Raw genomic sequence first — 21,003 nt, forward strand, 5'->3', positions numbered from 1 at the left:
CCCGGTTTTTCTTTGCGCACGTGGAAAGGCAGGGCATGACGATCAAGGACACCCCGCAGGAGTGGGAGATCCGGGCCACGGAGACCCCCTTCGTGGGCAACAAGACCTCCGTGCGCACGGACGACGTGGTCATGCCCGACGGCTCCGTGGTCCGCCGCGACTACCAGGTCCACCCCGGTTCCGTGGCCGTCCTCGCCCTCGACGCCGAGGACCGCGTCCTGCTCATCAAGCAGTACCGCCACCCGGTGCGGCACAAGCTGTGGGAGATCCCGGCCGGTCTGCTCGACGTGCCCGGCGAGAACCCGCTGCACGCCGCCCAGCGCGAGCTGTACGAGGAGGCCCACGTCAAGGCCGGGGACTGGCGCGTCCTGACGGACGTGTACACGACTCCCGGCGGGTGCGACGAGGCCGTACGGATCTTCCTCGCCCGGGATCTGTCCGAGGCCGAGGGAGAGCGCTTCGAGGTGGAGGACGAGGAGGCCGACATGGAGCACGCGCGCGTGCCGGTCGACGAACTCGTCCGGGGTGTCCTCGCGGGCGAGTTGCACAACAACTGCCTCGTCGTGGGCGTGCTGTCCCTGGTCGCCGCGCGCAGCGGCGACGGCCTGGACGCGCTGCGCCCGGCGGAGGCGCCCTGGCCCGCACGCCCCTTCGAGTCCTGAACGCGCCCCTGCGACCGCACACCTCCGACCGCACGCCTCCGACCGCACGCACCGACCGGACCCACCGCAGATACACCCTCCGGTGTGAAGATCGGCTGTTCCGATCGGGGGATGCGTCCGCCGTGCTCCGCACGGAACGTAGCAGAGCGTGAACTAGGCTCTGAACACGCCCGAACCGGAGTCCCGGCGGGCTTGCGTGTGCGGTGGGACGGGAGCGTGGCCCGTGGCGGACCAGGTGGTGGACACAGGCGGCGTGGAGGTGTCGGGGCAGGCTGTCGTCGGCAACCGATTTCTGGGCCGCACGCGCGAGTTGAAGGAGCTGCGCGCCGACATCGAGCGCGCGGGGCTGGACACCCTTTCCGGTCGTAAGGCGCCACGCGCGCGCGTGCTGCTCATCGCGGGTCGCCCCGGCTCGGGCCGCACCGCGCTCGCCGAGGAACTCGTACGGCAGGTGGCGGACCGTTACGGCGACGGTGTGCTGCGTGCCCGTCTGAGCGAGCCCGACGGCACCCCCGTCCCGGTGGGACGGGTCGCCCGCGAACTGCTGGCCGCCCTGGACCGGCCGACCCCGCCCGGCGTCGCCGAGGACGACCTCACCGCCGCCCTGCGCAAGGCCCTGGCCGGGCGCCGGGTGCTGCTCGTGCTGGACGACGCGGCAGAGGCCGAGCAGGTCGACGCCCTGCTGCCGGACAGCCCGGGATGCCTGGTCGTCGCCGTCTCGGGCGGGCCGCTGACCGGGATCGCGGACGTGCGGCCCTGCACCCTCGGCGGCCTCGACACGAAGTCCGCGGTGGCGCTGCTGTCCCGGCAGGCCGGCTCGGTCCGCATCACCGTGGACCCGCGGTCCGCCGAAGGGCTGGCCGAGGTGTGCCAGGGTCAGCCCGCCGCCCTCGTACTGGCGGCCGGCTGGCTCGCCGCCCACCCCAAGTCGGCCGTCGCCGACCTCGCCAAGCAACTGCGCGCCGAGGGCGACGAGGGCACGCCGCTCGGCCGGATCCTCCGGCTCGTCCACGCCTCCCTGCCGACCACGCCCGCCCGGATACTGCGCCTGCTCTGCCTCGCCCCGGGCGGCCTCGTCGACCCGCACATCGCCTCCGCGCTCGCCGGCTCCTCGGTAGACGGTGCCCGCGCCGTCCTGGACGACCTGGTCGGGCTCGGCCTGCTGCACGCCGTCGACTCCCCGCTGCCGACGTACCAGGTCCCGGCCTGTCTGCACGCCCACCTCAAGGCGCTCACCGAGACCCAGGACCGCCCCGCCGAGCTGCAGCTCGCCCGCGCCCGGATGCTGGAGCGGACCGTACGGCTGCTGCAGTCCTGCCGGGCGATCACCGAGACGGACAGCCCGGAGACCCGTCAGAAGCTCCTGGACATGCCCCGCGCCCTGCGCTTCCCCACCCCCAGGGCGGCCGCCGACTGGCTGAGCATCCGCAGGCCCGCCCTGCTGGCCTCGGCCCGTGCCGCGGTCGCCGACGGGGAGCTGGACACCCTCGCCCGGCGCCTGATGTCCCAGCTGGTCAGGGCGCTGGTCGTGCATGTCGGCACACAGACGGCCGCCGCCGACCTGTACGACATCCACGGCCTCGTCCTGGACGTGGCCGAGCGCCAGAACCTGCCCCGCGAGAAGGCCGCGGCCCTGCTGAACCTCGGGGACGTCGACGCCCGGACGGGCCGCCAGAGGGAGGCGCTGGTGCGGTACCGGGCCGCGCTGGACGCCGGACGGGAGGCGAACGACCCGTACGCGACCGGTCGCGCGATGGAATCCGTAGGCGGCGCCCATCTGGAGCTCGGCGACTACGACCGGGCCGCCGACTGGTTCGGCCGGGCGCTGGCCCAGCGGCTGGCCCGGGGCGAGCGCGCGGACGCCGCCCGGCTGTACGGGCGTATCGCCGCCGCGTACACCTACGCGGGCCGGTACGGCGAGGCGCTGCGCAACTGGCGGGCCGCGATCGCCGGGCACCGCAGGAACGGTGATGTCGCCGCGCACGCCCGGGCGTTGAGCGAGCTGGCGCGGGTCCAGGAGTACGCGGGCCGGCCCGAGGAGTCGCTGCGCACCTGCCAGGAGGCGGTGGAGTGGGCGCGGCGCGCGGAGGACCCCCGGCTGCACGCCGCGCTGTATCTGCGGCTCGCCGACACGCTGGAGCGCCTCGGCGATCCCGCGGCGGCGCAGCTGCACCGGAACGCGGCCCGGCGGATGCTGGGAGAGGAGCCCGAGGAGCTCGATGTGGCCGAGTCGGGGCCCGAGCAAGGCACATTCGAGCCGGAACACGACGCTAACGCCTGCGAAATCCGTAGTACATCAGCTGAAGATTGATGCAATGAAAGGCTAGACAGCGGCAACACCTTCATTAGACTGGCTCTGCCGCACCTTCTCCTGCGGTGTCTCCCGGTGTGCCCTGCATGCCTGGGTATGTCATGTAATGCCCTACACCCTCTGAGCCAAGGACCGTGATCGACGTGAAGGTCGGCATCCCCCGCGAGGTCAAGAACAACGAGTTCCGGGTGGCCATCACCCCCGCCGGCGTGCTGGAGCTGGTGCGCCACGGCCACCAGGTCGTCATCGAGCAGGGCGCCGGTGTCGGCTCGTCGATCCCGGACAGTGAGTACATCGCCGCGGGCGCGCAGATCCTGCCCACCGCGGACGAGGTGTGGGCCACCGCTGACCTGCTGCTCAAGGTCAAGGAGCCCATCGCCGAGGAGTACCACCGCCTGCGCAAGGACCAGACGCTCTTCACCTACCTGCACCTGGCCGCCTCCAAGGAGTGCACCGACGCGCTCATCGAGTCCGGCACCACGGCGATCGCGTACGAGACGGTCGAGCTGCCCTCCCGGGCCCTGCCGCTGCTCGCCCCCATGTCCGAGGTCGCGGGCCGCCTCGCCCCGCAGGTCGGCGCCTACCACCTGATGCGCGCGGGCGGTGGCCGCGGCGTGCTGCCCGGCGGCGTCCCGGGCGTGCCGGCCGGCAAGGCCGTGATCATCGGCGGCGGAGTCTCCGGCTGGAACGCCGCGCAGATCGCCATCGGTCTGGGCTTCCACGTGACCCTGCTCGACAGGGACATCAACAAGCTCAAGGAGGCGGACAAGATCTTCGGTACGAAGATCCAGACCGTCGTCTCCAACACCCTGGAGCTGGAGAAGGCCTGCCTGGAGGCCGACCTCGTCGTCGGCGCCGTCCTCATCCCGGGCGCCAAGGCGCCGAAGCTCGTCACCAACGAGCTCGTCTCGCGGATGAAGCCGGGAAGTGTCCTTGTCGACATCGCGATCGACCAGGGCGGCTGCTTCGAGGACTCCCGCCCGACGACGCACGCCGAGCCGACCTTCCCGGTCCACGGCTCCGTCTTCTACTGCGTCGCCAACATGCCCGGCGCGGTGCCCAACACGTCGACCTACGCCCTCACCAACGCCACGCTGCCGTACATCGTCGAGCTCGCGAACAAGGGCTGGGTCGAGGCGCTGCGCCGTGACCCCGCGCTGGCCAAGGGCCTCAACACGCATGACGGCAAGGTCGTTTACCGCGAGGTGGCGGAGGCGCACGGCCTGGAGCACGTGGAGCTCGCCTCGCTGCTCGGCTGAGCCGTTCGGCTAAGTCACTTTCTGGTAAAGGCGATACGTCAACACGAATCGTCAACCGTACGCACCCGGCCGGACCTTGCCCGAAAAGGTCCGGCCGGATGTGTGTATGGTCACTTTGCGACTCTCGGTCAACTCGCCTCGAACGCAACCCTTCGACCGATTCGCACACCGGTGAAACCTGCTGTGCGACGGCCGTACGCCCTTGACAGCGGGATGTTTCATTGTCGACACATCTGCCCGGTCCGGTGGATTGTGTTGCTGCGAACCGCCGACACGCCATAGAGTCGCCAACCGTCGGCATGGTGCCACGCTGACCTGTCTAGAAGTTTCCTGGTCACCAAGGAGGTAAGACGACTTGTGAATGAGTCGACATTTTCTCCCGGGGGTGGTCAACCAGGAATGCCTGTACGGGGCCAGGGTCCCGCGGGATTCGAGGCTGTCGGCTCCGTCGCTGTCCGAACCTTCGCAGCCCACCAGAGCCAGACCAGCCCCCACACGGCTCTGTCAGCAAACCAGAGCATGGATGGCCATCACGTGAACGCCATGGCCGGCGACGGAAGTGGCGCGCCCCACAACCACTTCGCCGACTACGACGAACTGCCCGAAGGGCACTTCTACGATCCCGACGCGGAGTACGAGCCCGACCCCGAGTACGCGGCCACCCTCGCGCCCGACGCTGCCCGCCAGCGCCGTGAGCGCATCGGCCCGACCGGGCGTCCGCTGCCGTACTTCCCGATCCCGGGTCCGCTGACCGACCACGGTCCCGCGAAGATCATCGCGATGTGCAACCAGAAGGGCGGCGTCGGCAAGACGACGTCGACCATCAACCTGGGTGCCGCGCTCGCGGAGTACGGACGCCGGGTCCTGCTCGTCGACTTCGACCCCCAGGGCGCGCTCTCGGTCGGTCTCGGCGTCAACCCGATGGAGCTCGACCTCACCGTCTACAACCTGCTCATGGAGCGGGGCATGTCGGCCGACGAGGTGCTCCTGAAGACGGCGGTCCCCAACATGGACCTGCTGCCCAGCAACATCGACCTGTCGGCCGCCGAGGTCCAGCTGGTCTCCGAGGTCGCGCGCGAGTCGACGCTCCAGCGCGCCCTGAAGCCGCTGCTGCCCGACTACGACTTCATCGTCATCGACTGCCAGCCCTCGCTCGGTCTGCTCACCGTCAACGCGCTGACGGCCGCGCACAAGGTGATCGTGCCGCTGGAGTGCGAGTTCTTCGCGCTGCGTGGTGTCGCGCTGCTGACCGAGACCATCGAGAAGGTCCAGGAGCGGCTCAACCCGGAGCTGGAGCTCGACGGCATCCTCGCCACGATGTACGACTCGCGGACCGTGCACAGCCGAGAGGTGCTCGCGCGGGTCGTCGAGGCCTTCGACGACCACGTCTACCACACGGTCATCGGGCGGACGGTCCGCTTCCCGGAGACCACGGTCGCCGGTGAGCCGATCACCACGTACGCCTCCAACTCCGTCGGTGCCGCCGCCTACCGCCAGCTCGCCAGGGAGGTGCTCGCCCGGTGTCACGCCGAGTGAGTCTGCCGGGGGCCGACGAACTGTTCCGCACGACAGGGGGTATGGCGCTCCAGCCGTCCACTCCCCGGCGCCCGGCCAACGGCGAGGCCCGGGTGCCGGCTCCAGCGGGGGAGAGCGACGCCGCCGCGGGCGCCGAGGACGCGCCGCAGTCGGTGCCCGCGCAGGGCGGTGACGGCGACGGCGCCGAGCATGTGGCGGTCGACGCGGAGTCCGTCGACACCGGGGAGTCGCGCAGCCGGGCCGCGGAGCGCTCCGCGCGGCGGCAGGGGGCGCAGGAAGGTTCTGGCAGCGCGTCCGCGGGCGCCGCGGGCGGGCCTGCCGGGTCCGGCGCCGCCGGGTCCACCGCCCAGCCGCGCAAGCGCGGGCGGACGGCCACGCGCCGGCCCAGCGGTCGCGAACGGCACGACGAGAAGATCACCGTGTACGTCTCCGCCGAGGAACTGATGGATCTGGAGCACGCGCGTCTGGTGCTCCGCGGTGAGCACGGCCTGGCCGTGGACCGCGGGCGGATCGTCCGCGAGGCGGTGGCCGTGGTGCTCGCCGATCTGGAGACCCGCGGAGACGCCAGCATCCTCGTACGACGGCTTCGCGGGCGGTAGCGGTAGCCTGCGGGGGCTATGACCTCGAACAATGTTCCCGTCCCCGGCGCCGGTGCCTCCGGCGGGCGCCGGCGCGCGCTGGGACGGGGACCGGGTGCTTCGCCCGTCGCCCCTCCGGTGGAGGCGGTTCCCGAGGCGGTTCCGCAGTCCGTGGAGCCCGCCCCGCTCGTCGTTGAACACGACGTCGTCGAGCCCGAACCCGGGGCCGGGGCGCCCGAATCCACGGTGGCCGGGGTCTCGTCCGCCGAGCCCGAGGCCCCCGCTTCCGAGGAACCGGGCGACGGCGTCTTCAAGGTCCGTCTCGCCAACTTCGAGGGCCCCTTCGACCTCCTTCTGCAGCTGATCTCCCGGCACAAGCTCGACGTCACCGAAGTCGCCCTGTCCAAGGTGACCGACGAGTTCATGGCGCACATCCGGGCGATGGGGCCGGACTGGGACCTCGACGAGACGACCGAGTTCCTGGTGGTCGCCGCCACCCTGCTCGACCTCAAGGCGGCCCGGCTGCTGCCCGCCGCCGAAGTCGAGGACGAGGCCGACCTGGCCCTCCTCGAAGCCCGGGACCTGCTGTTCGCGCGACTGCTGCAGTACCGGGCGTACAAGCAGATCGCCGACATCTTCAGCCGGCGCCTCGACGACGAGGCCCGGCGCTACCCGCGGACCGTCGGACTGGAGCCGCAGCACGCCGAGCTGTTGCCCGAAGTCGTCATCAGCATCGGGGCGGAAGGTTTCGCCCGACTCGCGGTCAAGGCGATGCAGCCCAGGCCCAAGCCGCAGGTGTACGTCGACCACATCCACGCGCCCCTGGTGAGCGTGCAGGAGCAGGCCGGGATCGTCGTCGCCCGGCTCAGGGAACTCGGCGAGGCCAGCTTCCGGGCCCTCGTCGAGGACACCGACGACACCCTGACCGTCGTGGCACGGTTCCTCGCCCTGCTGGAGCTGTACCGCGAGAAGGCCGTGGCCCTCGACCAGGAGACCGCGCTCGGTGAGCTCCTCGTGCGGTGGACCGGCGGGGACGGCGACGAGACGCCCAAGGTGACCGACGAGTTCGACCGGCCGCCCGAGCCGCCCAAGGAGGAGAAGAAGGCGTGAGTGAGGACACCACCGAGCTGCCGGCCGGGCTGCGCACCGTCGCCGACCTCGACCTCAAGCCCGCACTGGAGGCGATGCTCATGGTCGTGGACGAGCCCGCGACCGAGGAGCGCCTCGCGAAGCTCCTGGAGCGGCCGCGCCGGCAGATCGCCGACGCCCTTCGGGAGCTGGCCGACGAGTACGCGGTGCAGGGGCGCGGCTTCGAGCTGCGCTTCGTCGCGGGCGGCTGGCGCTTCTACACCCGCCCCGAGTACGCGGCCGCCGTGGAACGCCTGGTGCTGGACGGCCAGACCGCGCGCCTCACCCAGGCCGCCCTGGAGACGCTCGCGGTCGTCGCGTACCGTCAGCCGGTCAGCCGCAGCCGCGTTTCCGCCGTACGCGGAGTCAACTGCGACGGTGTCATGCGGACCCTCCTTCAGCGCGGGCTGGTCGAGGAGGCGGGCACGGAACCCGAAACAGGTGCGATCCTGTACAGGACGACGAACTACTTCCTGGAGCGGATGGGCCTGCGCGGTCTGGACGAGCTCCCGGAGCTCGCGCCCTTCCTCCCGGAGGCGGAGGCGATCGAGGCCGAGACCCAGGAGGGCGTTCCGTCGTTCGACCCGGACGCGCCCGACGACGACGCTCCGGGTATCCCGGCCCCCTCGGTGACTCCGGGCACCGACGACGTAGACGACTAAGACGGAACTTTGATGCGAAGCAGCAGCGGCAGGAACAGCAGCGGAAACAACGGCGGGAGCCGTGGTGGCAACAGCGGCGGCCGCGGCGGGAGCAGCGGGGGCCGCGGTAACTACCGTGGCGCCGGTAACAACCGCGACGACAAGCAGGGCGGCCGGCCGAAGAAGCCGCGCCCGGAGGAGCGGCGCTACGACGTAGGCCCCGGCGCCACCCAGGACGGCCCGAAGTCCGGGCGCGGTGCCTCCGCGCGCGGCGGCGCCAAGGGCGGGCCCAAGCAGGGCGGCCGGCCCAGCGGCACCGGACGGGGGCGTTCGGCGCCTGCGACCTCCCGTGAGTACGACGCCCGCGCCGAGGAGCGCAACCGGGAGCGCTACGCCGGCAAGAAGGACGTCAAGGTGCCCAAGACCTTCCCGGGCGCCGAGCAGGAGGGCGAGCGCCTCCAGAAGGTGCTCGCGCGGGCCGGCTACGGCTCCCGGCGCGCCTGTGAGGAGCTCATCGAGCAGGCGCGGGTCGAGGTCAACGGCGAGATCGTGCTGGAGCAGGGCAAGCGGGTCGACCCGGAGAAGGACGAGATCAAGGTCGACGGGCTGACGGTCGCCACGCAGTCGTACCAGTTCTTCTCGCTCAACAAGCCCGCGGGTGTCGTCTCCACGATGGAGGACCCCGAGGGCCGTCAGTGCCTCGGCGACTACGTCACCAACCGTGAGACCCGGCTCTTTCATGTCGGCCGGCTCGACACCGAGACCGAGGGCGTCATCCTGCTCACCAACCACGGTGAGCTGGCGCACCGCCTCACCCACCCCAAGTACGGCGTCAAGAAGACCTATCTCGCCGCCATCGTCGGCCCGATCCCGCGCGACCTGGGCAAGAAGCTCAAGGACGGCATCCAGCTGGAGGACGGCTACGCGCGCGCGGACCACTTCCGGGTCGTCGAGCAGACCGGCAAGAACTACCTGGTCGAGGTCACCCTGCACGAGGGTCGCAAGCACATCGTGCGCCGCATGCTGGCGGAGGCGGGCTTCCCCGTCGAGAAGCTGGTGCGCACTTCCTTCGGGCCGATCACCCTCGGCGACCAGAAGTCGGGCTGGCTGCGGCGGTTGTCGAACACCGAGGTCGGGATGCTGATGAAGGAAGTCGACCTGTAGGTCCCGTCCGTCCTCCGCGCGCGTACAGGCCGGCCCCGGATCCGATCCGGGGCCGGCCGATGCGTTTCGGCCGCACCGCCGGTCTGTATCCCTGACGGAGGGAGCGGGGATGAACACGACCACGGGCACGGACTGCGGGGAGCTGCTGGAGCGTGCGCTCGGCTATGCGCTGGGCAGCGTCACCGGGGTGGAGACCGCGGGGCTGGGGCGCGGGACGCCCTGTGCCGAGTGGGATCTGGGGGAGTTGCTGCGTCATCTCGACGACTCTCTCGACGCCTTGTACGAGGGTCTGACCGGCGGGCGGATCGGGGGGTTTCCGCGCACCGACCCCGTCTGCGGGTTCCGTACGCGCGCGTGCGCGGTCCTCGGTGCCTGGGTGTCCGGGCCGCCGGAGTCGGTGCTGGTGGGTCAGCGGCCGATGGATGTGCGGGTGATGGCCGCCGTGGGTGCCGTGGAGATCGCCGTGCACGGGTGGGACGTCGCCCAGGCGTGCGGGCGGCCCCGGCCCCTGCCCGGCGCGCTCGCCGCCGAGCTGCTCCCGGTAGCGCGTCGCGCGGTCGCGCGGGGGGACCGCGGTGTGCGATTCGGCGCGCCGGTCGCCGTGCCGGAGGGGGCCGGCCCCGATGTGCGGCTGCTGGCCTTCCTGGGGCGGCGGGCCGCCTGGGCGGAGTGACAGGGGCCGCGCGGTACTTCCGCACTGCCGGGGGGTTGCGGCCGCGCACCGACCCTATTTATAGTCGTGGTGACCATTAAGGGGGTGGGTTCGCATGGACACCGATTACGACAAGTACGCGCACGAACCCTTCGCCGTCACCGCCGACCTCGCCGTTCTCACCATCCGCGAGGGCGTTCTGCACGTCCTGCTCGTCGAACGCGGGCAGGAGCCGTACCGGGGCCGCTGGGCCCTGCCCGGCGGTTTCGTGCAGCCCGACGAGTCGGCGGAGACGGCGGCCCGGCGTGAACTCGCGGAGGAGACCGGCCTGGCGGACGTCTCGGGGCTGCACCTGGAGCAGCTGCGGACCTACAGCGAGCCCGACCGGGACCCGCGGATGCGGGTCGTGACCGTCGCCTTCACCGCCCTCCTGCCGCACCCGCCCGAGCCGCACGGCGGCAGCGACGCGGCGCAGGCGCGCTGGGTGCCGTACGAGCAGGCCGCCCCGCTCGCCTTCGATCACGACCGCATCCTGGCCGACGCCCATGACCGCGTCGGCGCCAAGATCGAGTACTCGAACCTCGCCACCGCCTTCTGCCCGCCCGAATTCACGCTCGGCGAGCTCCAGCACGTCTACGAGGTGGTGTGGGGCACCACCCTCGACCGGCCCAACTTCCGCCGCAAGGTGCTCGCCACACCGGGCTTCGTCGAGCCCGTCCCCGGCGCCGCCCGCCTCACCGGCGGCCGCGGCAAACCCGCCGCGCTGTACCGCGCGGGCACCGCCACCACCCTGCACCCCCCTCTGCTCCGGCCGACCCCGGAAGGACGCCCCGCATGACCACGACCACCGTCCGCAAGCGCGCCGCCACCGGCTCCCTGCTCGGCCTCGCCCTCGGGGACGCGCTCGGCTTCCCCACCGAGTTCGACGACGTGCCGTCGATCCTCGCCAAGTGCGGGCCATGGCGGGAGATGGACCTGCCGACGCCGGCGCTCGTCAGCGACGACACGCAGATGACCCTGGCGCTGGGCAAGGGGCTGCGGACGGCGATGGACCGCGGCGTGCTCGGGCCGAAGCGGTTGGAGCGGCCGGTGCGGGAGGAGTTCGTGAACTGGTACCGGTCGCCGGAGAACAACCGCGCCCCCGGCCGGACGTGCCTGGTCGCCTGCGACCTCCTCAAGAGCGAGGCCAGGCCCTGGCAGGACGCCGGCCAGATCGGCTCCAAGGGCTGCGGCGCCAACATGCGGGTCGCCCCGATCGGGCTCGTCCCCGGTCTGAGCGACGAACAGCGCGCGGGCGCCGCCCAGTTGCAGTCCGCCCTCACCCACGGGCATCCCACGGCGCTCGCCGCCTCCGACCTGACCGCCCACGCCGTACGCCTGCTCGCGCAGGGCGCCGAGCCGACCGGCCTGGTCGGCCTACTGCGCTCGTACGCCTACGACAACCGCACCCGGTACCACGAGCGCTGGCTCGGCGACCTGTGGACCCGCAGCCAGGACCCCACCCCCGAGCACTTCATCGCGCGCGGCTGGGACGAGTGCCTGGGGGCCCTGGACCGTCTCCAGGAGGCCGTGCGCTCGGTCTCGCCCGAGACCGACCCGTGCCTGGCCACCGGGGAGGGCTGGATCGCCGAAGAGGCCCTGGCCACCGGGTTGCTCAGCTTCCTGTGGTTCGTCGACGAGCCGCTGACGGCCCTGCGGCGGGCCGCCTGCACGTCCGGTGACTCGGATTCGATCGCCTGCCTGACGGGCGCGTTCGCGGGCGCCTGGCTCGGAGCCGACGCCTGGCCGACCGAGTGGGCGGACCGGATCGAGTACCGGGGTGATCTGCTGACCCTCGGGGCGCTCTGGGACGCTTGACCGATGATCGACACCCTGGATCTCGACCTCACGTCCGTCGTCGCCGAGCAGCCCGACCCGGTGCTGTTCGCGACCGTCTCCGGCGCCCACCTGTACGGCTTCCCGTCCCGCGACTCCGACGTGGACCTGCGCGGCGTGCACCTGCTGCCGGCCGCCGACCTGGTCGGGCTGCGGGAACCGGACGAGACACGGTCCCGGATGTGGGTGCGCGACGGCGTCGAGATGGACCTCGTCACCCACGACCTGCGCAAGTTCGTACGGCTGATGCTGCGCCGCAACGGCTATGTGCTGGAACAGCTCCTCTCTCCGCTGGTCGTGCACACCACGGACGCCCACCGGGAGCTGGCCGCCCTCGCGCCGGGCGTCCTGACCAGCCACCACGCCCACCACTACCGGGGGTTCGCCGGCACCCAGTGGCGGCTGTTCGAGAAGACCGGGGAGCTCAAGCCGCTGCTGTACACCTTCCGTGTGCTGCTCACCGGCGTGCACCTGATGCGCGGGGGAGAGGTGCAGGCCCATCTGCCCACCCTGCTGGAACTCGTGGACGCCCCGGCCTACCTGCCGGAGCTGATCGCGGCGAAGGCGGAGCAGGAGCACGGGGCCGCCGATGTCGACCACGCGCGCGTACGGGCCGACGTCGAGCGGCTGCACGGGGCCCTGGACGAGGCCCAGACGGCCTCAGCGCTGCCCGACGCCCCGCGCGCCTACGACGCCCTGCACGCCTTCGTCGTCCGGACCCGGCTGGAGGGCTGAGGCGCGCCGGACGCGGATCAGGAAGTCCTCGACGCGGCGGCGGTCCGGCTCCGGCGGGAGGGGGCTGCGCCGGGACGCCTCCTCCGCCTCCTGAGCCAGGCGGGCCATCCGGGACTCGACCCGCGGCCAGGGGACCTCGCCGCGCCTGACCGCCAGCAGCGGCTCGCGCCGGTCGCCCACGTCGATCGTCAGGCGGCCGGTGCGCAGCAGGTCGCGGGCGCTGATCAGCAGGCGCAGCAGGTGCATCGCATGCTTCCAGCGGGGGGCGCCGTGGACCCGGACGTCGGCCTCAAGCTTCTTGCGCTGGCCGAGCGCGTAGCGGGTGAACGTCTCATGCGCCCGGCGGGACAGGAACGCCTCACGCAGGGCGAGCAGCTCGCGGCCCGTGTCGTCGGCGTACTCCACCAGCGGGGAGTGCAGGCACTCCAGGATGTTCGGATTGGCACGCAGGGCCAGCTCGCAGAACCGCTCCAGCTCCCAGCTGAACTGCTCCTCGCGAGGGCCCTCGATGTGCGCCGGCGGCTTGTCGAAGCCCCAGAAGAGGGCGGTGGGCGCCAGGAAGACGCCCCGGCGGTCGGTGTCGCTGCCGTCCGTGGCCAGACCGAAGGCGCGTGAGCCCATCACGCAGGCGTAGATCGTGTGGTCGCGTACCAGGGCCTCGGGCTGCATGCCCCGGAGCGTACGCGGCGGATCACGCCAGGCGGATCGAATTTCCGTCCACGACGATCTGCTTCTCGGGCAGCGGACGGGTCGCCGGCGGGTTGGCCACCGCCCCGTCCGTGATGCTGAACCTGCTGCCGTGGCAGGGGCAGTTGATGGTGCCGTCGGAGACGGTGCCGACCGTGCACCGCTGATGCGTGCAGATGGCGGAGAAGGCCTTGAACTCGCCTTCCTTCGGCTGGGTCACCACCACCTCCTCCTCCTTGAAGATCTTCCCGCCGCCCACCGGGATCTCGCCGGTGGTGGCCAGGTCCTGGCCGGGTTCGGCGGTGGTGGCCGAGGGCGCTGTCGAGTCGCCGCCGTCGCCGGAATCGCCGCAGCCCGCGACGAGCGCCGCGGCGCCGGCCGCACCCGTCGCGATCAGGATCGTGCGCCGCGTCGGACTGTTGGTCATGTCGTCACTCCGAAGGTGCCGGGCAGTCGCTCCGGGCGGAGCAAATGCATCTTTGCACCGAATTCGGAGAAGAAGAAGCAACCTTGGATCAGATGTCATAAGCAACTCATATGGTGCATTTCTCATGGGTGTCTCAGCGGGCGGGCGACGCGCGTCCGACGCACACGGGCTGACTAGGCTGGACAGTCGTAGAGCCGATCCATAGAGCAGCAAGGAGCAGTGCCGTGGCGGTACGAGCGGTCCGGGGGGCCGTCCAGCTGGAGCGGGACGAGGCCGGCCACATGGACGAGCAGGTGGGTGCCCTGCTCACCGCCATCCTGGAGCGGAACGGTCTGAGCGCCGACGACCTGATCAGCGTCTGGTTCACGGCCACACCCGACCTGCACAGCGACTTCCCGGCGGCCGCCGCCCGCAAGCTCGGGATCGTGGACGTCCCGCTGATCTGCGCCCAGGAGCTGGACGTCGAGGGCGCCATGCCCCGGGTCGTACGGGTCCTCGCGCACATCGAGTCCGACCGGCCCCGCGCCGACATCGCGCACGTCTACCTCGGTGCCGCGGCCGCCCTGCGCAAGGACATCGCCCAGTGAGAACCGCACTCGTCATCGGCGCCGGCCTCATCGGCACGTCCGCCGCCCTCGCCCTGTCCCAGCGCGGAGTCGTCGTCCATCTCGCCGACCGCGACCCCGAGCAGGCCCGTACGGCGGCCGCGCTCGGCGCCGGCACCGACGAGGCGCCCGAGGGCCCGGTGGACCTCGCGATCGTCGCCGCCCCGCCCGCCCACGTCGCCGGGGTGCTCGCCGACGCCATGCGCCGCGGTGTGGCGCGCGGCTACCTCGACGTGGCCAGCGTCAAGGGCGGACCGCGCCGTGAGCTGGAGGCGCTCGGGCTCGACCTGTCGGCGTACATCGGCACCCATCCCATGTCGGGCCGCGAGAAGTCCGGCCCGCTGGCCGCGACCGGCGACCTCTTCGAAGGCCGGCCCTGGGTGCTGACACCGACCCGCGACACCGACACCGAGGTGCTGAACCTCGCCCTGGAACTGGTCTCCCACTGCCGTGCCGTGCCGGTGGTGATGGACGCCGACGCCCACGACCGGGCCGTCGCCCTCGTCTCCCACATGCCCCACCTGATCTCCAGCATGGTCGCCGCGCGCCTGGAGAACGCCGAGGAGGCGGCCGTACGGCTGTGCGGCCAGGGCATCCGGGACGTGACCCGGATCGCGGCCTCCGATCCGCGGATGTGGATCGACATCCTCTCCGCGAACCCCGGGCCCGTCGCCGACCTGCTCACCGACGTCGCCGCCGACCTGGAGGAGACGGTGCGGGCGCTGCGGGCCCTGCAGTCGTCCGACGAGGCCAAGCGGCTGGAGGGGACGACCGGCGTCGAGGACGTGCTGCGGCGGGGGAACGCGGGGCAGGTCCGCGTCCCCGGCAAGCACGGGGCGGCCCCCCGGGCGTACGAGGTCGTGGCGGTGCTGATCGACGACCAGCCGGGGCAGCTGGCCCGGATCTTCGCGGACGCCGGACGGGCCGGGGTCAACATCGAGGACGTGCGGATCGAGCACGCGACGGGGCAGCAGGCCGGTCTGGTGCAGTTGATGGTGGAGCCCAAGGCGGCGCCGGTGCTCAGCGCCGCGCTGCGGGAGCGGGGCTGGGCGATCCGGCAGTAGGCCCCGCCCGCCGCCTGCCGCCCGCCGCCCGCCGCGCGCCGGTGGACGGCCGGCGGGCCCACGCGCGGCCGGACGAGTGACGCGTACGCAGTAACCTTGTGCGGGGCACGTTCGCGCCCCGACATCCCGACACACCGCACCAGGAAGGTGTCCCCCCGTGGAAAACGGTGCCGCCAAGCCCGTGATTGTCGCCATCGACGGCCCCTCCGGCACGGGCAAGTCGAGCACGTCGAAGGCCGTCGCCGCGCAGCTCGGGCTGAGCTACCTCGACACCGGCGCCCAGTACCGGGCGATCACCTGGTGGATGGTGAGCAACGGCATCGACCTCGAGGACCCGTCCGCGATCGCCGCCGTGACCGGCAAGCCCGAGATCGTCTCCGGCACCGACCCGGACAACCCGACGATCACCGTCGACGGCACCGACGTCTCCGGCCCGATCCGCACCCACGAGGTCACCTCCAAGGTCAGCGCGGTCAGTGCCGTGCCGGAGGTGCGCACGCGGATCACCGAGCTGCAGCGCTCGCTGGCGTCGTCGGCGCAGAAGGGCATCGTCGTCGAGGGCCGTGACATCGGCACCACGGTGCTGCCCGACGCCGACCTGAAGATCTTCCTCACCGCCTCCCCGGAGGCCCGCGCCGCCCGACGCAGCGGTGAGCTCAAGGGCGCCGACGTGCACACGACCCGCGAGGCGCTGCTCAAGCGCGACGCGGCCGACTCCAGCCGCAAGACCTCGCCGCTCGCCAAGGCGGACGACGCGGTCGAGGTGGACACCACCGACCTCACGCTGCAGCAGGTCATAGAGTGCGTCGTCACGCTCGTCGAGGAGAAGCGGGCCGCGAAGTGAGCGAGCTGCCTTCGGCGCGGGGTGCCGAGGTCGGACGGCGCATCGGCGTCGGCCTGATGTACGGGCTGTGGAAGCCGCGGGTGCTGGGCGCCTGGAAGGTGCCCGCCACCGGCCCGGTGATATTCGCCGTCAACCACTCCCACAACATCGACGGGCCGATGGTCATGGGCGTGGCCCCCCGGCCGACGCACTTCCTGATCAAGAAGGAGGCGTTCATCGGCCCGCTGGACCCCTTCCTGACCGGCATCGGCCAGGTGAAGGTCGACCGCGACACCACCGACCGCACGGCGATCACGCGGGCACTCGACATCCTCGCCGCCGGCGGTGTCCTCGGCATCTTCCCGGAGGGCACCCGCGGCGAGGGCGACTTCGCCTCGCTGCGCGCGGGCCTCGCGTACTTCGCGGTACGCAGCGGGGCCCCGGTCGTGCCGGTCGCCGTGCTGGGAAGTTCCGAGCGGCACAGCCGGTTGACCAAGGCGCTGCCGCCGCTGCGCAGCCGTGTCGACGTCGTCTTCGGAGAGCCCTTCGAGGCGGGCGACGGCAGTGGACGGCGTACCCGCAAGGCGCTGGACGAGGCGACCGAGCGCATCCAGAAGCAGCTCACCGCGCACCTGGAAAACGCCAGGCGACTGACCGGTCGCTAGGCGACACTGAGTAGTGGATCAGGCCGGCACACAGGCTCCGGACGGTCCACCGATCACCACGATGAACGAGGTACGGACTTCATGAACGACCACATCCACTCCGACGGCTCGGGCGAGCAGCACGACCACGGAGAGCTTGGCGACGCCGAGTACGCGGAGTTCATGGAGCTCGCCGCGGAAGAGGGCTTCGACCTGGAGGACGTCGAGGGCGCCATCGAGGAGGCCGGGCACGGGCCGCTGCCGGTCCTGGCCGTCGTCGGACGCCCGAACGTCGGCAAGTCGACCCTGGTCAACCGGATCATCGGGCGGCGCGAGGCCGTCGTCGAGGACAAGCCCGGCGTCACCCGTGACCGCGTGACCTACGAGGCCGAGTGGGCGGGCCGCCGCTTCAAGGTCGTCGACACCGGCGGCTGGGAGCAGGACGTCTTCGGCATCGACGCCTCCGTGGCCGCGCAGGCCGAGTTCGCCATCGAGGCCGCCGACGCCGTGGTCTTCGTCGTCGACGCCAAGGTGGGCGCCACCGACACCGACGAGGCCGTCGTACGACTGCTGCGCAAGGCCGGAAAGCCCGTGGTGCTGTGTGCCAACAAGGTCGACGGGCCCAGCGGTGAGGCGGACGCCTCCTACCTCTGGTCCCTCGGCCTCGGTGAGCCCCACCCGGTCTCCGCGCTCCACGGCCGGGGCACCGGCGACATGCTGGACGCGGTCCTGGAGGCGTTGCCCGAGGCGCCCGCGCAGACCTTCGGCGGCGCCGGGGTCGGCGGCCCCCGCCGTATCGCGCTCATCGGCCGCCCGAACGTCGGCAAGTCCTCCCTGCTCAACAAGGTGGCGGGCGAGGAACGCGTCGTCGTCAACGAGCTGGCCGGCACCACCCGTGACCCGGTCGACGAGCTGATCGAACTGGGCGGGGTGACCTGGAAGTTCGTCGACACGGCCGGCATTCGCAAGCGCGTCCACCTGCAGCAGGGCGCCGACTACTACGCCTCGCTGCGCACCGCGGCCGCCGTCGAGAAGGCCGAGGTGGCCGTCGTCCTGATCGACGCCGCCGAGAGCATCTCGGTGCAGGACCAGCGCATCGTCACCATGGCGGTGGAGGCGGGCCGCGCGTTGGTGATCGCCTACAACAAGTGGGACACCCTCGACGAGGAGCGCCGCTACTACCTGGAGCGGGAGATCGAGACCGAGTTCGGCCAGGTGGCCTGGGCGCCGCGCGTCAACGTCTCGGCCCGCACCGGCCGGCACATGGAGAAGCTGGTCCCGGCGATCGAGACGGCCCTCGCGGGCTGGGAGACCCGGGTTCCGACCGGCCGTCTGAACGCCTTCCTCGGCGAGCTGGTCGCCGCCCACCCCCACCCGATCCGTGGCGGCAAGCAGCCCCGCATCCTCTTCGGCACCCAGGCCGGCACCAAGCCCCCGCGGTTCGTGCTCTTCGCCTCAGGCTTCATCGAGGCGGGCTACCGCCGCTTCATCGAGCGCCGGCTGCGTGAGGAGTTCGGCTTCGAGGGGACGCCGATCCACATCTCGGTGCGAGTGCGGGAGAAGCGCGGCAAGAAGAAGTAGGCACGGACAGCGAAAGGGCGGCCCGGCGCGGGCCGCCCTTTCGTGTGCTCAGCCTCTGCGTGCCGGTGGCAGTGCGGGGGGCACGTGATGCATCCCGCTGCCCTGTGGGCCGATGTGTCCGACCCGTTGCCACTGAGGCTGCTGACCACCGCCGTGGCGGGCGCTGTGGGCACCTGCGCTGTAGGCGGTGTACGAGCTGCTGAACGACCCCGGGCGGTGACCGCCGTACGGGCCCGTACCGCGCGGGATGTTTCCGAACGCGGTGAACCCCAGATCCTCCTCGCCGCTGCGGTCACCCGGCAGCGAGCGGAAGGACTTGACGTACTCGGCGTAGAGCGCGTCGTAGATGGGCGTGGCCGATGGGCCGCCCTGAAGGCGGGGAACGTCGTATGCGTGCACGTATGTCCAAACGACCCGGCACGGGAAGAGATGCGGCCGCTGTGAGGGATCGCCTGCTCAGCGGGGATGCGCTCGGCGTCCCCCGGGCGCTCAGGTCCCCGCGAGCGGCAGCGCCGCCGCGACCAGCTTCCCGTTGGCCGCCGCCTTGTCCAGGGCGTCCCGCAGCAGGTCCTCCCGGGGCTGGCGCCCGATCGACCCCACCGGCGCCGCGAACATCAGTACCTGCTGGTGCTTGTTCGCCGCGGTCCGCCATCCTTCGGTCACCTGGAGCGGCTGGTGCGCCTGCCACCACGCGACCTGCTGTCCCCCGGACGGCCCCGGCTGCAGGACCGCGTGCAGCTGTCCCATGGCCAGCAGCACCGACCAGCCGTGCAGCACCGGCGGCACATCGGCCAGTTCCGTCACCGGCATGAACCCCTGCTCGATCAGCAGCGGCAGGAAGTCGTCGCCGGCGGCGAACGCTCCGGGCCGCACGATGGGCCCGGTCGGCTCGACGACCAGCGCGGGGTGCAACTCCCCGGCGATCAGCACCAGTCCGCTGGTCACGCCGAGAACGGCCTGCTCCGGGACGATCGACTGCGGCTCCTGGTCGACCCTGTCGCCGGTGATGGACTTCACCGCGCCCCGAAGCTGCTCCTCGGTGACCTGGACGACCTGCGACGGCAGACAGGTGGCGTGGGCGAAGGCGAGGACGGCGGTCTCGTCCCCGATGAACAGGACGGTGCTGGTGCGCTCCTGTTCGGAGTCGCCCGGGGTGCGGCAGGAGGTGCAGTCGTAACTGCCGGGTGCGTTCTCTCCGGCGAGCAGCCGGTCGGCTTCCTCGTCGCCGATCTCGGCACGTACCTCGTCGCTGACGTCGAGCATGCGCGGCACGGGTGGCTCCCTCGGGATGTGGTGCGTGGCGGGGCCGGGTGGCTCCCGGCCCGTGAACCGGGCGGCTCCCGGGCTCATGAAGGAGACAACGGAGGATCTGTGGCGGGAGTCACGCACCAAGCCGAACGGAATCGAACCATCCGACGCGCACGGTCACCGCAGGCACGGAACCGCCCACTCACCGTCAACTCGACGGAAACGCAAGGCAGTTGGTTGCGTGAAGTGAGTCACAGATCGCCATGGCGGTGGGTCGACAAATCCTGAAATCAGCGAATGAAGTGGGTGGCTGAAAAAAGCCGATACCGAAGGTAACGGCGAACTGGCCTGGAAGGACGAGGAGTTGGTTGATGCCGATCGGCCGACCTCTCTACATTCCTCCGCCGTGTGCATCGAGCACCGCTCGGGTACGTCCGCCGCACGCACCGACCGGCAAGCACCGCACGGCCCCAGGCGGACGGGGCGAGCGCGACCCACGCGCCCCATGGCGCGGCGGGCGGCGTTCCGCCTCGGGGTGTCCCGGGTCCTGCGAGAGGGAACTACATGTCCGAATGTGCCGATACCACTCACGACAACGTTCGTAAGGCGCCCAAGGCCCCGAACGGCAGCCGGACCCGTACGACGGCGGTCCTCGCCGGGGCGGTACTCCTGGCCCCGCTCGGGCTGCTGGCCTCGACCGGCAACGCCGCGGCGGCGGACAGCGGAGTGTGGGACCGCATCGCACAGTGCGAGAGCGGCGGCAACTGGCACATCAACACCGGCAACGGCTACTACGGCGGCCTCCAGTTCGCCGCCTCGACCTGGCGCGCGTACGGCGGCACGGCCTACGCGCCGACGGCGGACCGGGCCACCAGGGCCCAGCAGATCGCGGTGGCCACCAAGGTCCAGCGCGCCCAGGGATGGGGCGCGTGGCCGACCTGTTCGGCGCGGGCCGGAGCAAGCGGTGGCGCACCCGCGGCACCCGCCACCGGCTCGGCGTCCTCCTCCACCGCCGACGCGGCCCCCTCGGCCCCCTCGGCGCCGTCACGGACGTCGGAGCGTTCGGCGGGCCACACCAACCGCAGTTCGTCCCGCGGCGACTACACCGTCCGCGTGGGCGACACGCTCAGCGGCATCGCCGACCGGCACGGGACCACCTGGCGGCAGCTCTACGCCGCCAACGAGTCGGTCATCGGCGGCGATCCCCACCTGATCGTTCCCGGGCAGCGCCTCGAACTCTGAGCATCGCCACCCGCCCCGCCCGGTCCGCCGACCGGGTGGGGCCCCGGCGTTCGTCGGACGTGCCGCGGCGGTCGACCGCAACAAGCTGCCTAGCGTGCTCATATGAAATGCACACCGCTCACGATGACCCTCGTCGCCGCT

22 protein-coding genes are annotated in these 21,003 nt (G+C 71.7%); 18 read left to right on the forward strand and 4 right to left on the reverse strand.

What is annotated here, in order from left to right; translation table 11 throughout:
* Nucleotides 1-35 precede the first annotated feature (35 nt).
* From ACFYNL_RS38850 to ACFYNL_RS38905, 12 genes are all read left to right on the forward strand, one after another.
* On the forward strand, nt 36-662 hold the full coding sequence (locus ACFYNL_RS38850; protein WP_388812735.1) for an NUDIX domain-containing protein: 627 nt from the start codon (nt 36-38) through the stop codon (nt 660-662).
* A gap of 223 nt (nt 663-885) precedes the next feature.
* The gene (locus ACFYNL_RS38855) at nt 886-2,973 is read left to right on the forward strand and encodes a tetratricopeptide repeat protein (protein WP_388812739.1); all 2,088 of its coding nucleotides are present in this window, start codon (nt 886-888) and stop codon (nt 2,971-2,973) included.
* 134 nt (nt 2,974-3,107) lie between these two features.
* Nucleotides 3,108-4,232, forward strand: a complete 1,125-nt coding sequence (gene ald, locus ACFYNL_RS38860) for an alanine dehydrogenase (protein WP_388812742.1) — start codon at nt 3,108-3,110, stop codon at nt 4,230-4,232.
* Nucleotides 4,233-4,631: 399 nt separating this feature from the next.
* Entirely contained in the window at nt 4,632-5,768 is a 1,137-nt protein-coding gene (locus tag ACFYNL_RS38865) for a ParA family protein (RefSeq protein WP_078504310.1), read from the forward strand.
* The gene (locus ACFYNL_RS38870; RefSeq protein WP_388812744.1) at nt 5,753-6,367 is read left to right on the forward strand and encodes a hypothetical protein; all 615 of its coding nucleotides are present in this window, start codon (nt 5,753-5,755) and stop codon (nt 6,365-6,367) included. The genes ACFYNL_RS38865 and ACFYNL_RS38870 overlap by 16 nt, the downstream gene beginning before the upstream one ends.
* 18 nt (nt 6,368-6,385) lie before the next feature.
* Entirely contained in the window at nt 6,386-7,456 is a 1,071-nt protein-coding gene (locus tag ACFYNL_RS38875) for a segregation/condensation protein A (RefSeq protein ID WP_388812747.1), read from the forward strand.
* Entirely contained in the window at nt 7,453-8,136 is a 684-nt protein-coding gene (gene scpB / locus ACFYNL_RS38880) for an SMC-Scp complex subunit ScpB (RefSeq protein WP_388812750.1), read from the forward strand. The genes ACFYNL_RS38875 and scpB overlap by 4 nt, the downstream gene beginning before the upstream one ends.
* A gap of 12 nt (nt 8,137-8,148) precedes the next feature.
* Nucleotides 8,149-9,279, forward strand: coding sequence for a pseudouridine synthase (locus ACFYNL_RS38885; RefSeq protein ID WP_388812752.1), 1,131 nt, complete (start codon nt 8,149-8,151; stop codon nt 9,277-9,279).
* Between the two features lie 109 nt (nt 9,280-9,388).
* Nucleotides 9,389-9,952, forward strand: a complete 564-nt coding sequence (locus tag ACFYNL_RS38890) for a TIGR03086 family metal-binding protein (RefSeq protein ID WP_388812753.1) — start codon at nt 9,389-9,391, stop codon at nt 9,950-9,952.
* Nucleotides 9,953-10,046: 94 nt separating this feature from the next.
* Nucleotides 10,047-10,769, forward strand: coding sequence for an NUDIX domain-containing protein (locus ACFYNL_RS38895; RefSeq protein ID WP_388812755.1), 723 nt, complete (start codon nt 10,047-10,049; stop codon nt 10,767-10,769).
* On the forward strand, nt 10,766-11,788 hold the full coding sequence (locus ACFYNL_RS38900; protein WP_388812758.1) for an ADP-ribosylglycohydrolase family protein: 1,023 nt from the start codon (nt 10,766-10,768) through the stop codon (nt 11,786-11,788). Before ACFYNL_RS38895 ends, ACFYNL_RS38900 begins: the two co-directional genes overlap by 4 nt.
* A 3-nt stretch (nt 11,789-11,791) precedes the next feature.
* Nucleotides 11,792-12,541 (forward strand): DNA polymerase beta superfamily protein, encoded by a 750-nt coding sequence (locus tag ACFYNL_RS38905; RefSeq protein ID WP_388812761.1) that lies wholly within the window; start codon nt 11,792-11,794, stop codon nt 12,539-12,541.
* Here the strand turns inward: ACFYNL_RS38905 and ACFYNL_RS38910 are convergent.
* On the reverse strand, nt 12,467-13,210 hold the full coding sequence (locus ACFYNL_RS38910; protein ID WP_388812764.1) for a DNA polymerase beta superfamily protein: 744 nt from the start codon (nt 13,208-13,210) through the stop codon (nt 12,467-12,469). The two genes, ACFYNL_RS38905 and ACFYNL_RS38910, sit on opposite strands and share 75 nt — an antisense overlap.
* Nucleotides 13,211-13,232: 22 nt before the next feature.
* On the reverse strand, nt 13,233-13,655 hold the full coding sequence (locus ACFYNL_RS38915) for a Rieske (2Fe-2S) protein (RefSeq protein ID WP_388812767.1): 423 nt from the start codon (nt 13,653-13,655) through the stop codon (nt 13,233-13,235).
* A gap of 224 nt (nt 13,656-13,879) precedes the next feature.
* Between ACFYNL_RS38915 and aroH the strand changes: the two genes are divergently transcribed.
* The 5 genes from aroH to der all read left to right on the forward strand — a co-directional run bounded on the left by aroH (nt 13,880) and on the right by der (nt 18,372).
* Complete coding sequence (aroH, locus tag ACFYNL_RS38920) at nt 13,880-14,242, forward strand: chorismate mutase (protein ID WP_388812770.1); 363 nt, start codon at nt 13,880-13,882, stop codon at nt 14,240-14,242.
* A complete protein-coding gene (locus ACFYNL_RS38925; RefSeq protein ID WP_388812773.1) occupies nt 14,239-15,324 on the forward strand; it encodes a prephenate dehydrogenase in 1,086 nt (361 codons plus the stop codon). The genes aroH and ACFYNL_RS38925 overlap by 4 nt, the downstream gene beginning before the upstream one ends.
* Nucleotides 15,325-15,481: 157 nt before the next feature.
* Entirely contained in the window at nt 15,482-16,168 is a 687-nt protein-coding gene (cmk, locus tag ACFYNL_RS38930; RefSeq protein ID WP_388812776.1) for a (d)CMP kinase, read from the forward strand.
* A 56-nt stretch (nt 16,169-16,224) separates the two neighbouring features.
* Nucleotides 16,225-16,812, forward strand: coding sequence for a lysophospholipid acyltransferase family protein (locus tag ACFYNL_RS38935; protein WP_388812856.1), 588 nt, complete (start codon nt 16,225-16,227; stop codon nt 16,810-16,812).
* 81 nt (nt 16,813-16,893) lie between these two features.
* The gene (gene der / locus ACFYNL_RS38940; protein ID WP_388812779.1) at nt 16,894-18,372 is read left to right on the forward strand and encodes a ribosome biogenesis GTPase Der; all 1,479 of its coding nucleotides are present in this window, start codon (nt 16,894-16,896) and stop codon (nt 18,370-18,372) included.
* Between the two features lie 48 nt (nt 18,373-18,420).
* On the opposite strand, the gene ACFYNL_RS38945 is transcribed toward der, so the two are convergent.
* On the reverse strand, nt 18,421-18,771 hold the full coding sequence (locus tag ACFYNL_RS38945; protein ID WP_388812782.1) for a hypothetical protein: 351 nt from the start codon (nt 18,769-18,771) through the stop codon (nt 18,421-18,423).
* A 90-nt stretch (nt 18,772-18,861) separates the two neighbouring features.
* Nucleotides 18,862-19,644 (reverse strand): hypothetical protein, encoded by a 783-nt coding sequence (locus tag ACFYNL_RS38950; RefSeq protein WP_388812785.1) that lies wholly within the window; start codon nt 19,642-19,644, stop codon nt 18,862-18,864.
* Between the two features lie 540 nt (nt 19,645-20,184).
* Here ACFYNL_RS38950 and ACFYNL_RS38955 point away from each other — a divergent pair.
* Entirely contained in the window at nt 20,185-20,862 is a 678-nt protein-coding gene (locus tag ACFYNL_RS38955; RefSeq protein WP_388812788.1) for a transglycosylase family protein, read from the forward strand.
* The last annotated feature ends 141 nt before the right edge of the window (nt 20,863-21,003 follow it).

The organism is Streptomyces sp. NPDC007808 (genome assembly GCF_042868655.1).
GTDB lineage: Bacteria > Actinomycetota > Actinomycetes > Streptomycetales > Streptomycetaceae > Streptomyces.